Below are 11,756 nucleotides of genomic sequence, written 5' to 3'. Positions count from 1 at the left end.
GTTATCTCCGGTTCGGGTTGAAGGTGACGGGCAGCGAGGCCCAGCACGCGTCATAAGAGGGTTGCAGTTGCGGGCAGTCCAGGGCGAATTGGGTCGGGCGCAGCACTTGGCTGGTCTCGAACATGAAGGCCATGGTGTTATCGATCTTGTGCGGCGCCAGCTCGACGTTGATCGCCTTGGTGCAGGTTTCGCCGTCCGGGCCGTGGGCGCTCATGCAGCTGTGCAGCGACGCGCCGCCGGGCAGGAAGCCTTCGGCCTTGGCGTCGTAGGCCCCCTGGATCAGGCCCATGTATTCGTTCATCAGGTTGCGATGGAACCACGGCGGCCGGAAGGTGTTCTCGGCCACCATCCAGCGCGGCGGGAAGATCACGAAGTCGAGGTTGGCCAGGCCGTGCACACTGGTGGGCGAGGTCAACACGGTGAAGATCGACGGGTCGGGGTGATCGAAGCTGACGGTGCCGATGGTGTTGAAACGGCGCAGGTCGTATTTGTACGGCACATTGTTGCCGTGCCAGGCGACCACATTGAGCGGCGAGTGGTCGAGCTCACAGCCCCACAGTTCGCCGAGGAATTTCTGCACCAGGGTGGTCGGTTGCTGCAGGTTCTCGTAATGCGCGACCGGCGTGAGGAAGTCACGCGGGTTAGCCAGGCCATTGCTGCCGATGGGGCCGAGGTCCGGCAAGCGCAGGGGGGCGCCATGGTTCTCGGCGACGTAGCCGCGGGCTTGGGCATCCAGCAGTTCGACGCGGAATTTCAGGCCGCGTGGCAGTACGGCAATCTCCAGCGGCTCAACGTCCAGCACGCCCAGCTCGGTGGCGATGCGCAGGCGGCCCTGCTCGGGGACGATCAGCAGTTCGCCATCGGCATTGAAGAACACCCGTTCCATCGAGCGGTTGGCGCAATAGTTGTAAATGCTGATGCCTGCGGGTTTTTCCGACCCGGAGTTGGCGACCATGCCGACAAGGCCGTCGATAAAGTCCGTCGGTTCAGCGGGAATATCCAACGGGTTCCAACGCAACCGGTTTGGCGTCACCGCGCCCAGCGGTCCGCCGGCGAGCTGGCGCTCCAACTTGACGAACGCCGGGTGATTGGCCGACGGCTGGATGCGGTACAGCCAGGTACGCCGGGCTTCGCTGCGCACCATGGTGAAGGCCGTACCGGAGAAGAGTTCGGTGTACAGCCCGTAGGGCGCTTTTTGCGGGGAGTTCTGGCCGACCGGCAATGCGCCGGGCAGGGCTTCGCTGGCGAATTCATTGCCGAAGCCCGAGAGGTATTCGAGGTTCATGGATCATCCTCTGTACGGAAGTTGTTTTTATCGTAATCCAGTTACGCATAACGTAATTTGATCACTATCGACCGTCAAGCTATAAAGACGCCCATTCATCTCTCGGATTCCCGCTCCCCCATGGAAAAGCCCCGCGACACAGGCAAACAGAAAGTCCGCTCGGCCGAAGTGGGCACCGACATCCTCAAGGCCCTGGCCGAACTGTCGCCGGCCACGTCGCTGTCGCGCCTGGCCGAGCATGTGCAAATGCCGGCCAGCAAGGTGCATCGTTATCTTCAGGCGTTGATCGCCTCGGGGTTTGCCGAACAGAACACCGCCACCAACCATTACGGTCTCGGCCGCGAAGCGTTGCGCGTGGGCCTGGCGGCGCTGGGCAGCATGGACGTGTTGAAAGTCGGCGCCCTGCCCCTGGCGGAACTGCGCGATGAGCTGAATGAAACCTGCTTCCTGGCGGTATGGGGCAACCAGGGCGCGACCGTGGTGCATATCGAACCGGCAGTGCGTGCGGTGACGGTGGTGACGCAATTGGGCTCGGTGTTGCCGCTGCTCAGTTCGTCCACCGGCTTGGTATTCAGCGCCTTCCTGCCCTCGCGGGAAACCGTGGAGTTGCGTGAACGGGAGATCCAGGCCGGTATCGCCCACGCCCTGGCCGACGATCAGGCCTACGCGACCACGTGTGAACAGATCCGTGCCCGTGGCCTGCACTTTGTGCATGGCTTGCTGATGCCGGGTGTGGATGCACTGTCGGCGCCGGTGTTCAACGCCGTCGGGCAAGTGGCGGCGGTGATGACCGTGGTCGGTCCCACCTCGCTGTTCCACGCCGATGAAGACGGCCCGGCGGCGCAGCACTTGCTGGCCGCGACCCGGGCCGTGAGTTGGCGCATGGGTTATCAGCCCTGAGTCACCAGTTGGCCAGGGTCAGCGCGACGCGGTTTTCCAGGGCTTTGATCTGCGCGCCACTGGCCAGGTAGTTGTTGCTGATCATCGAGAACACCAAGCGGCGCCCGTGGGCGTCGGTGATGTAGCCACCCAACGAAGAGACGCCGACCATGGAGCCAGTCTTGGCGTGCAGGTTATCTGCCGCCGGGGTCTTGCGCAGGCGCCAGCGCAGGCTGCCGCCGGTCATGCGATCGCGGTTGCCGGCAATCGGCAGCGCGTTGTACCAGGCGTCGAACCAGGGCTGTTTGCTTGCGACCAGCAACAGGTCGGTGAGGGTTTGCGAAGACACCAGGTTCAGCCGCGACAGGCCCGAGCCGTCAACCTGCCTCAACATCGTCGTATCCAGCCCCTGGCGCTGCATGAAGCCCGCCACCGCCACCACGCCTGCCGACGCTGTCCCGCTATTCGACGCTTTGCGGCCCATGGCCTTGAGCAAGGCTTCGGACATATTGTTGTTCGACAGCTTGAGCAGCGGCGTAATCAATTCTTGCAACGGCGCCGACTGGTGCTCGGCCAACACGTTCGCCGTGGCCGGGCTTGCGCCGCCCATCACGCGACGGCCGAGCACGGTGATGCCCTGCTGCGCCAGCGCCTGCTCGAACAGGTTGGCGACCAATTGCGTCGGTTCCCAGACACTGAGCAGTTGCTTGCTCTGTTTACCCGGCGCCAGCGCACCGCTGAGCTGCAGCAGGTTGGTGCCGTGGCGACGGTTGATGCCATAGCTGTTGCCTGGCCCGCTGACCGCGCGATTGCTCAGTTGCAGGTAGTCGGTGGGAGGGAAGATCTCCACGCCCACCGGCTGGCCGACCCGCACCGGCGCCTTGGCCGTGACCAGCACGGTGCCTGCATCAAAATCCGCATTGGGTGACACGGTCAGCGCCGAAATCTGCGCGCCGTAGTAGGTGCTTTCGTCATCGTGGGACCAGTCGACCCCCAAGCGCTCGGCATCAAACCAGCTGTCGTCGAACACCAGGTCGCCCTGCACCTGGCGGATGCCCTGGCTGGCCAATTGCGCGGCCAGGGCCTGATAGTCGGCCCATTGCAGGGTCGGGTCGCCCAGGCCGCGCAGGTAGAGATTGCCGCCCAGGCGCTCGCCCTGCCGGGTGCCATTGCTCAACAGTTGCGTGGCAAAACGGTATTGCGGGCCCAGCACATCCATCGCCGCCGCCGTGGTCAACAACTTGAGGTTGGAGGCCGGCACCAGACGCGTGCGTGGGTTGTGCTGATAGAGCATGTTGCCACTGCGGGCATCACGCACCGTCAGCGACACCGTGGCGCCGTGCAGCGCCGGGTCGGCCAGGAGTTGGTCGAGGGAAGTGGTTTGCGAAACGCTGGCGCAACCGCTGAGTAACAACAGAAGTGCGCTGGTGTAGATCAACTTTCCAAATGGCATCAGTAAGGTGTTTCCGCGAAAAATCAGTGCGGCCACGCTACCAGCTCGCTTCCCTTGTGGCGAGGGAGCCTGCTGCCGTCAGGTCGCGCAGCGGCCCCGGCACTTTGCTTGGAAAGACGAGGACTGCTGCGCAAAGCGCCTTTGCCACAGGGGCCAGGTTTAGAACGCCAACGTGCTGGACACCGACACCTGCCGCGCATCGCCAATCGACACAAACAGGCGGCTGGCCGCCGAGCTGTAGTAGGTGCGGTCGAACAGGTTCTTCACGTTGAGCTGGAACTTGACCTTCTGCCCGTCGATCTTGGTGTCGTAGGTGGCAAACGCGTCCGCCACGGTGTAGCCCGGCAAGGTGAAGTCGTTGGCCGCGTCACCCGCGCGCTCGCCGACGTAGCGTGCACCTGTGCCCACGCGCAACTGGTCGCCACCGAAAATGCTGCCGAAGTCGTAGGCCACCGACAGCGAGCCGGTGTGCTTGGCGACGTTTTGCAGGCGGTTGCCTTCCAGGGTCGGATCTTTGTCCTTGGTGTCCCTGGCGTCGGTATAGGCGTAGCTGCCGATCAGGCTCCATTGGTCGGTCAACTGGCCGCTGGCGTCCAGTTCCAGGCCACGGGAGCGCACCTGGCCAGCCAGGCTATAGATGGTGCTTCCCGCCACTTCCGACGACACCAGCACGTTGCGCTTGTCGATATTGAACAGCGCCGCACTGGCGGTGATGCGCCCAGGAATGTCGAGCTTGGCCCCCAGTTCCCACGACTTGGATCGCTCTGGCGTCAGGTCCCCGGTCAAGGTGCTGCCATCGGCCAGGGCGGCGATGGTGGAGTTGGGCTTGAACGACTCGGTGTAGCTGCCATAGAACGACAACTCATCGGTGTAGCGATACACCAGGCCCGCACGCGGTACCCAGGCCTGGCCATTGCCGTTGGTGTTGGCCTTGAACGGCACGCCTTTGCCGGCGTACTGGTCGTACATCTGGTAGCGCGCACCGGCGACGAAGATCCACTGGTCGGTGAGGTGGATCGCGTCCTGGAAGAACAGCGAGTCGCTGCGCAGCAGGTCGGTCTGGGCGCTGTCGGCGGCGCTGACGTTAGTGCCCGCGACTTCATTGCCGTAGACCGGGTTGTAGTAGTTGAACGAGCCACGCGAGTTCTGGCGGATCAGGTCGGCGCGGTAGATCTTGCGATACTCGTCGTCCATGCCGAACACCAGGTCGTTCTGCAGGCCAAACACGTTGACCTTGCCTTCGAGGCTGGCGGTGGTGAAGCGGTCGGTGGTGATCGCGCCTTTGGTGCCGTCCATCCTGCGCGTCAGTGCGCCGTTGGTAGCCACGGCGCTGACGCGTACCTGGCTGGCGTCGTAGGTTTCGCGGTTCCAGCTGTAGCCGAAGTGGGCCTTCCAGTCGTCGTTGAGGTCGTGGTCGGCTTCAAAGCGGTACAGGTCGGAACGGCCTTCCATATTGTTGAAGGGCTCATCCAGCCGGCGGGTGGACGGAATGTCCAGCGGGTGGTTGGACTTGTCGATGGCGGTGCCGCGGTCGAACGGCGAGAGAAACTCGCGGTGCTCGTAGGCGAACAGCAACTTGGTGTTGTCGCCGTACCAGGCCAGGGACGGCGCCACCAGCGTCTCGCGGTGGGTGCCGAAGTTGCGCCAGTAGTCTTCGTCTTCATGGTCGACGATCAGCCGATAGGCCAGGCCGCTGTCGCCAATCGGGCCGGTGGTGTCGAGGCTGCCGCCGCTGCCATTCTTGCCGTCGCCAAAGGTGGAGCCACGCACGGTCAGGGCGGTGGACTGCACCAGTTCCGGTTTTTTGCTGACGATGTTGACCACGCCGCCCGGGTCCTGGATGCCGTACAGCAACGACGCCGGGCCCTTGAGCACTTCGACGCGCTCGGCGGTGGCGTTCAGCGCCCGACCCTGCACCACGGGCATGCCGTCGCGCATGATCGAGCCGTTACGGTTATCGCCAAAACCGCGCAGCATCACCGCGTCCTGGGTGCTGGCCAGCGTGTTGGCCTGGGTGATGCCGCTGATATTGCCGAGGGCGTCATCCAGGTTGCGTGGGGTCTGGTCGCGTAGCACTTGGGCGGGGACGACGTTGACGGTTTGCGGGGTTTCCAGGAGCAGGCCGCGCGAGCGCATCACCGAGCTGGTGGGCGGCGGCTGGTAGCTGGTGCTGTCCTGGGTCTGCTGGCCGACGCCGCTGATGGTGGTGGCGCCGAGGTTGACTGCGCCTTCGGTCGGCGCGGGTTCCAGGGCCAGGGTGCGGGCGTCGATCTGGCGGAAGGTGAAACCGGAGTGGCCGAGCAGGCGTTGCAGGGCCTGGGGCGCGCTCATCTGCCCGTTGACCGCCGGGGCGCTGAGACCGTAGGGCGCTTCATCGGTGTAGATCACGCTGATCCCGGTGACCCGGCTGAAATCGCTCAAGGCCTGGGGCAGCGGCTTGGCTGCCAGGGCAAAGTTGAACTGGGCGTTTTGTTGTTCCTGCGCCTGCGCCACGGCCAGGGGCAGCAACGCCAACCCCGAGACCGCCAATACCGAGGCTCCCAGCCACTGTTTAACCCAACCGCCCGCCGTCAACTTCATGCTGTGAGAACCCGTGTAGAAAACGCTGTTAATGCGAATTGATCGCAGTTTCAAGCACTACACGTATGGGCCGCCGGTTTACCTCACCTTACTTTGCAAAATATTTTGTTTATTGCGCCTGAATGCGAAAACCCATGCGCGGGAAATGCACATGCACGGTGCCAGCACGTTCGTCGCTGCGGCGCAGGATCAGTTCTTCGCGCCCGGTAAACAGCAACTCACCAGCAACCGGATCGGTGCCGTAGTCGGTGGCACTGATGCTCACCTGCTGGCCCGGGGTGAAACCGTTCAAGTCTTCGAACACTTCATCCGGCAGAGGGGCTGGCGTGGCGTTGCGGCAAACCTCCAAGGCCTGCTCGGCGCTCATCTGGTTGGAGGTGCCATGGCCGAAGCCCAACACGCGGTCCAGCCAGGCGGCAACAGGCGGGTAAGCGTCCACCAGCGGCGATGTCACCGAGGAGCCTTTGAGGAACCACAACGGGTGGGCCAGGGCGAAGTCGGCAATGGAGGGCTCGCCGAACAGGAAATCCCCGGCTTGGTGCTTCAATTGCTGATCGATGCGACTGACAATCGCCGGCCATTGGTGCAGGGCCTGGTCCAATTGCACACGTGCCGCCGTGCCGCCGCTGAACAGTTTGCCGCGGTCGGCTACCAGCACTTGGAGCATCTGCGGCGGCACCTTGGCGAACTTGACCGCCAGGGACTCAGGTTGGAACACCAGCGCCACGGCATGGGAAAACACCACCGAATCGGCCCAGGCGGCGAAGCCTTGGGTGACCAGTTCCAAGCCTTGGGGAAACAGCGCGGGAGCGGCTTTTTCCTGCTCCAGGCGGCGGGCGATCAAGGCGGTGTCACAGTAGATATCGGCGCCCACTTGCAGCACCGGAGTCTTGCGATAGCCACCGGTGAGCGCGGTGAAATCCGGCTTGGGCATGACTGGCGGGATCAGCACCGAATGCCAAGACAAGCCTTTGAAGCCCAACAACAGACGGGCTTTTTCGGCGAAGGGGGATTGGGGGTAGTGGTGAAGAATAAGCTCAGACATGCCGGACTCCGCTCCAGAAGTGAGCCGCTAGCTTAGCCTGCAAAATCCTGGTTGGGGGCGATGGGAACCCATCAGTCAAATCAATGAGCCACTGGCCGCCAGGCATTCCTTGGCGCTTTTCTTCAGCTTCTTGATCAACCGTTCCTGACGCAGCGCCTCGGCCTTGCTTGCACATTGCTCGGTGTACACCAGTGCCACGGCCGGGCTGGACAGGAAAAAGCGTGCGCCCTTGCCGCTCTGGTGCATGGCAAAACGGCGCAGCGGGTCATTGCTGATGCCGCAATACAGCGAGCCGTTGGCGGCGCGCACCAGGTAGACAAACCAGGGTTTGGGTTCAGGCGTGTTCACAGATGGATTCGGCAAGGCAAAGAGGCGCCAAGCTTATCAACGACTGGCCTGGAATGCCTTCAAACCGCGCAATGCCTGGGCACGCACTGCGTTTTTCACCAACGGTGTCCAGCCCAACAACAAGCCCTTGGTGCCCAACGCCTGACGCGACCAGCGCCACAGGTCGAAGCTGTCGTGGTGTTCGCAGATCTTGCCGTCGCGAAACACAAAGCGTGCCTGGATATCGTTGACCACCGTGTTGCCGGTGGCGCTGAACAGGTAGGTCGCCACCCAATGCGCGCCGCCACTGCGTTCGTCGCTACGCACATTGTCGAAGGTCAGGGAAAAGTCCTTGGCACGGGTGGTGAGCATGCGCCACATGTCACCGGCATCGCGCCCGTGCAGTTCGCCGAAGGCCGGGTCGCTGAACACCACGTCATCGGTGTAGCAAGCGGCCATGGCTTCGGCGTCCAGGCGTTGGAATGCCGCATAGAAGTGGGTGATAAGGGCGGTGTGGGCTTCACTCATGGGCAGGCTCCTTGATTATCGGCAGGTGAGCTGCACGATAATCCGCGATGCTGGGGAAAGCCATGGGCATTCGCCAACCGAATGAGTGATGCACGGAGTGTTACAGGTAGACGATGTCCAAGGTGGCGCTGCCATCGATCAGGATTTCTTCGGCGACAGGAAGTTCCCGCTTGTCAGTGATGGTCGTTGCAACCACCACATCCGTCGTAAACATTTGCATGGGCAGTGGAACCGCACCAACCCCCGCTGCGCCCGTCAGGGAACGCATCCAGCTCGGCTGCCAGATCGTGCCGTCTGGCGCATCCATCCAGGTTTGACCATCGATGGACTCGATGACTGCGCGGGGAATATCGTCAGCGAGTGCGTTCAGCATTTTCAGTCGGTACCAGCCGATTTTCTTGTTGCCGGAGGTCAGTCCCAAGCCGTAGTTGGGCAGCCCGATGTCAGATTCTGCGGAAGTGCCTGCACGGTTGTCTGTGCCCTTGATAGCAACCAATGTCGCGGCTTCACAATTGATCGCCAATTGCAGGACCGCTTCCGGGAGCGGGGTCGGCGCGTTACCCAGGTCCTGAACCGATATTTTCCCATGGTCCACAACCCCACCCGCTGAGAGCGTTGGGGTACAGGCCGACGGAGTGATGGTCCCGGAGACGCTCAAGTCCACGCTAGACGCGGCATACACAGGGGAAATGGCAGACAGCACGATGGCCGCAGCCATTAGACTCAAAGACTGTTTCATATAAAGTTGCTCACACTAACAACCTGCATAACAGGTTAATTTGTCGGACTAGAGGATTAGTGTCATCGCCCTATATAGCAATAACACCCACCCACTCTAATCCCGACACCAAACTTCCCAAATACAAGTATTACGAATACGGCAAACTTCCAACCTATCTGAATACAACTAACACTTGCGCGATCAAGAACGCGATCAACTCTTTGGCACCATGCCACTCTCTCGAGCATAGGCGTACAAATCCACATCGGTGGAAATGCACAGGCGTAACATCGCCGTACTTTTCTGCTTGCTGATCGTCGATATGCTGCGATTGACTTGCGCGGCAATCTGGCTGACGGTCATGCCGCTGGCCAACATGCGTACAACCTCACGCTCTTTGCCGGATAACTGGGGCGGCTGATCACTGCTGGCACCCGCCATATCCAATTGGGTACGCAAGCACTCGCTGACAAATGTGCGCCCATGGATCACTGCCTTCAGGGCCAACGGCAGCTCGCTCGCAGAGGCGCTCTTGGCCACAATGGCGCGGGCTCCGTGGCTGAAAGCAGCCCTGAGCGTGGCCACGTTGGCGAACATGGTCACCAGAATCACCGGCAGCGTCGGATGCTGGCGCTGTAGCAGTCCCAGCAAGCCAAAACCGTCTGCCTGTTGGTCACCGGGCATGGCAAAGTCGGTCACAATCACATCGCATGGCGTAGTCGCCATCAATGCCAGGAGCTGGTCGGGACCATTGGCTTCCCCAACGACCTTGAACACGCCGCTGGCCTCGATGACCACTTTTTGACCAACACGAACAATGGGGTGATCGTCGGCAATCATTATCCGAAACATCGTGCTATCCATGATGGCAATTTGAGTTTTTTCAAAATACCTCGACACGCTTGTTACAACAACACTTGGAAACAATCCGATTTCCGGTGCGCCCTTTATTTATGCGGCGAAAACTTATGCCTACAGCATAAAAAGAATTGGAGTACAGAAACAACCTACACGACAGAAAGGAAACCTCCTTCTTATTTATGTAGGACGCTACAGATTGGCCAAGTAAGACAGATACCGTTCGATTTCTTGCTCGAACCGTTCCAGCAGGGGTTTATTGGCCGCGATACCACTGCGCCGGACCCGCTCGATCAAGCGGATTGCACGTTGCTCCAGACCGGTATCGCCTAAAAAAGCTACCCCGCCCACCAGCCGGTGCAGATGCTCGACGGTCAGCTTGACGTCCAAGGCTTCGCGCGCCTGCCCAAGCGCGGTGAGGTCATCGTGCGCTTCCTGGAGCAAGCAGAACAACAAGGGCTCCACCACCTCCCAAAAGCCAAAACTGGCAATAAGGCTGGCGCGCGTCGGCAACCAGCCATGCATACGTGCCAAATTGGCCGCATGCCTTGTTGGGTGTACACGGGACTCGGGGTCGGGCAACCAATACAGCAGCGCTTCACGCAATTGCTCAAGGGTGACGGGTTTGAGCATCCAGTCATCCATGCCGCAGTCAACGCAACGGCGCATCTGCTCGGCATCCAGGCCGGCCGTCATGGCGATCACTGGCAGACGTGCGGTTCCAGCCCGGTTCTCACGACGGCGCAGCTCCCGTGTCAGGGCATAGCCATCCATCCCAGGCATACGGCAGTCACTGATCAGCAGATGAAAAGGTCGTGCGGCCAATGCATCAAGGGCCGCTTGCCCGTCACCGACGGTTTGGTGCGCCACACCCAGCGTGCTCAAGAAAGAGCCGATCAACAAACGATAGGCCCGGTGATCGTCTGCCAGTAACACCCGCACCTTCTGCCAATGGACAGGCGGGGACACTGACGGGGGAAAGCATTGCGGACTACAGCCAGCAGTCGGATCCTGCATAGCTACCTCGTGCAAAACGATCAGCGCGTCAGCCCAGCAAGGGACGACGATTGCCGACCTGTCGGTCGACCTCACTCGATTTTTTCGCGCAAGGGCCTTTACAGCCATTCAAATGAGTGAATAGCCATTATTTAAGTGCGCAGAAAGTATCCGAGCGGGTAGATGATGGCGATACAACAACTACGACAACGCAGAATTTCCTACAGACACAAAGAGGCCTTCCAACGCGCCAGCAACACCGGCGAGCACTATCGTAATAGTTGCATTCACCCTCGCAGGCCCCACCGCTAAAGTCGCCGTCGCTCGGGCTCAAGAAGGCGCGAGGGGGCTTAAAACAACCACACTGCCACTCCCTCAGCGCACCGCCTAGAGCTCCCTGTCCCTTAAAAACGCCTAGGAGCCCCATTCAATGAAAGCTTCACTCGCCACGCTGGTGGCTGCCGTCCTGCTGGGCGGTACGTCTTGCGTACTGGCCGCCAGCAACGTGGATCTGACCGTCAAGGGAAGTATCACGCCAAGTGCCTGCGTACCCAACTTGACCCAAGGGGGCACCGTGGACTACGGGAAGATTCCCGCCAAGGACCTGTCGGTCGACACCCCTACCGAGTTCGCCCCCGCCACACTTCAACTGAGCATCGCCTGTGAGGCCCCGACTCTGTTTGCCCTGAACGCCAAGGACAACCGTTTTGGCTCGTCACTCTTCCCTAACCTCACGTGGTACTACGGCCTGGGCTACGTCAACGGTACCCAGAAGTTAGGCAGCTACTCCCTTGACTTGCTCAACCCTGTCGCGGACTCCGACGTGTTCCCGATCCACTCCTTCGATCAAGGCCAGAGCTGGTCGAAATTCGCGGGGGGCATGATGAGGCACACCTACTGGAACTCATTCAGTGATACCCCAGGTGTCGGTGGCCCTTACTTTCCCAAAGCGCTGCGCGCAGTCACGGCCGACCTGCAGATCATCACCTTCGTCGCGCCCAGCAAAGATCTGCCCTTAAGGGAAGAAGTGCCCCTGGACGGCAGCGCTTCACTGGACCTGTTGTACCTCTGACTCTCCCCCAAC

General features: G+C 61.2%; 11 protein-coding genes. 2 read left to right on the top strand and 9 right to left on the bottom strand.

The window, feature by feature from the left end; translation table 11 throughout:
• Position 1: 1 nt before the first annotated feature.
• The gene (hmgA, locus tag PSH81_RS05185; protein ID WP_305392111.1) at positions 2–1,285 is read right to left on the bottom strand and encodes a homogentisate 1,2-dioxygenase; all 1,284 of its coding nucleotides are present in this window, start codon (positions 1,283–1,285) and stop codon (positions 2–4) included.
• 120 nt (positions 1,286–1,405) lie between these two features.
• Here hmgA and PSH81_RS05180 point away from each other — a divergent pair, with 120 nt between their 5' ends.
• Positions 1,406–2,185 (top strand): IclR family transcriptional regulator, encoded by a 780-nt coding sequence (locus PSH81_RS05180; RefSeq protein ID WP_192297498.1) that lies wholly within the window; start codon positions 1,406–1,408, stop codon positions 2,183–2,185.
• 1 nt (position 2,186) lies between these two features.
• On the opposite strand, the gene dacB is transcribed toward PSH81_RS05180, so the two are convergent.
• From dacB to PSH81_RS05140, 8 genes are all read right to left on the bottom strand, one after another.
• Positions 2,187–3,617: a D-alanyl-D-alanine carboxypeptidase/D-alanyl-D-alanine-endopeptidase gene (dacB, locus tag PSH81_RS05175; RefSeq protein ID WP_305392110.1), complete on the bottom strand. Its 1,431-nt coding sequence runs from the start codon at positions 3,615–3,617 to the stop codon at positions 2,187–2,189.
• Between the two features lie 159 nt (positions 3,618–3,776).
• Positions 3,777–6,197, bottom strand: coding sequence for a TonB-dependent receptor (locus PSH81_RS05170; RefSeq protein WP_305392109.1), 2,421 nt, complete (start codon positions 6,195–6,197; stop codon positions 3,777–3,779).
• A gap of 109 nt (positions 6,198–6,306) precedes the next feature.
• Positions 6,307–7,242, bottom strand: a complete 936-nt coding sequence (locus PSH81_RS05165) for a glutathione S-transferase family protein (protein WP_305392108.1) — start codon at positions 7,240–7,242, stop codon at positions 6,307–6,309.
• Between the two features lie 75 nt (positions 7,243–7,317).
• Positions 7,318–7,590, bottom strand: a complete 273-nt coding sequence (locus PSH81_RS05160; protein ID WP_305392107.1) for a GIY-YIG nuclease family protein — start codon at positions 7,588–7,590, stop codon at positions 7,318–7,320.
• A 36-nt stretch (positions 7,591–7,626) separates the two neighbouring features.
• A complete protein-coding gene (locus PSH81_RS05155; protein WP_226457436.1) occupies positions 7,627–8,097 on the bottom strand; it encodes a nuclear transport factor 2 family protein in 471 nt (156 codons plus the stop codon).
• A gap of 100 nt (positions 8,098–8,197) precedes the next feature.
• Positions 8,198–8,836 (bottom strand): DUF1120 domain-containing protein, encoded by a 639-nt coding sequence (locus PSH81_RS05150; protein WP_226457437.1) that lies wholly within the window; start codon positions 8,834–8,836, stop codon positions 8,198–8,200.
• A gap of 195 nt (positions 8,837–9,031) precedes the next feature.
• Positions 9,032–9,670 carry a response regulator transcription factor gene (locus PSH81_RS05145; RefSeq protein WP_226457466.1) on the bottom strand — a complete coding sequence of 213 codons (639 nt, stop codon included), beginning with the start codon at positions 9,668–9,670 and terminating at the stop codon, positions 9,032–9,034.
• Positions 9,671–9,868: 198 nt separating this feature from the next.
• On the bottom strand, positions 9,869–10,612 hold the full coding sequence (locus PSH81_RS05140; protein ID WP_329959630.1) for a response regulator: 744 nt from the start codon (positions 10,610–10,612) through the stop codon (positions 9,869–9,871).
• 490 nt (positions 10,613–11,102) lie between these two features.
• Here PSH81_RS05140 and PSH81_RS05135 point away from each other — a divergent pair, with 490 nt between their 5' ends.
• Positions 11,103–11,744: a DUF1120 domain-containing protein gene (locus PSH81_RS05135; RefSeq protein WP_226457438.1), complete on the top strand. Its 642-nt coding sequence runs from the start codon at positions 11,103–11,105 to the stop codon at positions 11,742–11,744.
• Positions 11,745–11,756 lie beyond the last annotated feature (12 nt).

Origin of the sequence: Pseudomonas sp. FP2335 (genome assembly GCF_030687535.1) — a bacterium.
GTDB lineage: Bacteria > Pseudomonadota > Gammaproteobacteria > Pseudomonadales > Pseudomonadaceae > Aquipseudomonas.
This window is presented reverse-complemented; position numbering and strand designations above follow the sequence as displayed.

Excerpts from the sequence above, each read along its gene's own strand:
- hmgA (WP_305392111.1), bottom strand. The coding sequence starts at position 1,285 with ATGAACCTCGAATACCTCTCGGGCTTCGGCAATGAATTCGCCAGCGAA.
- PSH81_RS05180 (WP_192297498.1), top strand. The coding sequence starts at position 1,406 with ATGGAAAAGCCCCGCGACACAGGCAAACAGAAAGTCCGCTCGGCCGAA.
- dacB (WP_305392110.1), bottom strand. The coding sequence starts at position 3,617 with ATGCCATTTGGAAAGTTGATCTACACCAGCGCACTTCTGTTGTTACTC.
- PSH81_RS05170 (WP_305392109.1), bottom strand. The coding sequence starts at position 6,197 with ATGAAGTTGACGGCGGGCGGTTGGGTTAAACAGTGGCTGGGAGCCTCG.
- PSH81_RS05165 (WP_305392108.1), bottom strand. The coding sequence starts at position 7,242 with ATGTCTGAGCTTATTCTTCACCACTACCCCCAATCCCCCTTCGCCGAA.
- PSH81_RS05155 (WP_226457436.1), bottom strand. The coding sequence starts at position 8,097 with ATGAGTGAAGCCCACACCGCCCTTATCACCCACTTCTATGCGGCATTC.
- PSH81_RS05150 (WP_226457437.1), bottom strand. The coding sequence starts at position 8,836 with ATGAAACAGTCTTTGAGTCTAATGGCTGCGGCCATCGTGCTGTCTGCC.
- PSH81_RS05145 (WP_226457466.1), bottom strand. The coding sequence starts at position 9,670 with ATGTTTCGGATAATGATTGCCGACGATCACCCCATTGTTCGTGTTGGT.
- PSH81_RS05135 (WP_226457438.1), top strand. The coding sequence starts at position 11,103 with ATGAAAGCTTCACTCGCCACGCTGGTGGCTGCCGTCCTGCTGGGCGGT.